This is a genomic window from Vibrio sp. 2033, from assembly GCF_033339735.1.
Genome location: NZ_JAWOVC010000482.1, coordinates 1 through 624, shown reverse-complemented (window position 1 = coordinate 624; position 624 = coordinate 1). Strand labels below are relative to the sequence as shown.

At 43.4% G+C, this 624-nt stretch carries 2 protein-coding genes; one reads left to right on the top strand and one right to left on the bottom strand.

Features of this window, described 5'->3' with window-relative positions:
* The first annotated feature begins 81 nt into the window (after positions 1-81).
* Entirely contained in the window at positions 82-318 is a 237-nt protein-coding gene (locus R7P74_RS27335; RefSeq protein WP_005462432.1) for a TIGR02647 family protein, read from the top strand.
* An 84-nt stretch (positions 319-402) separates the two neighbouring features.
* On the opposite strand, the gene R7P74_RS27330 is transcribed toward R7P74_RS27335, so the two are convergent.
* A partial coding sequence (locus R7P74_RS27330; protein ID WP_318123810.1) for a PACE efflux transporter occupies positions 403-624 on the bottom strand: 222 nt, incomplete at its 5' end.

Genomic DNA, 624 nt, shown 5'->3' with positions numbered 1-624 from the left:
AGTTAACATTTCTTGTTGTTTTGTGTTGCTCAACACTGGTTTTAAGACTAGCTTGGATAAAAAAGCGCAAAGGAATTATCTATGAAATATTCAGCTGAACACATCGCCGAACTGAACCTTCTTCTTCAATTCGATTTAAGCAGTGCAGCGACAGGCATCAAAGTCCATTCAGATGCCTCAGAAGAGATGCAAGCAGCAGTTGCGCGTCTTTACCAAAAGCAATTGTGTACGCAACCTGATGGTGGTTATCTAACCGACGAAGGCATTGAAGTTGCAGAACACGCAGACAAAATCTTACGCGTACTTTCTGCAGAATAACGACCGCCCACTGACCAATAAAGCCACCGAAATACGGTGGCTTTTTTCTAGTTACGCCAATCGCATTTGGGGAATCTCACTCGGCTACACCAGTAACTTTCTCATTTTCCCAAACGGTTGAACTTTATCGTACAACCAGTTAAAGCCAGTGGCGTAAAACAAGAAGAATACTAGAAACCCTGCTTCGAGCATCAATGCTTGAAGGAGCGTAATCTCCAAGAACCATGCGATCACAGGTATAGAAATAAAGATCAACCCACCTTCAAACCCAACGGTGTGACCAAGGCGCATTGATAGACTTCTGTC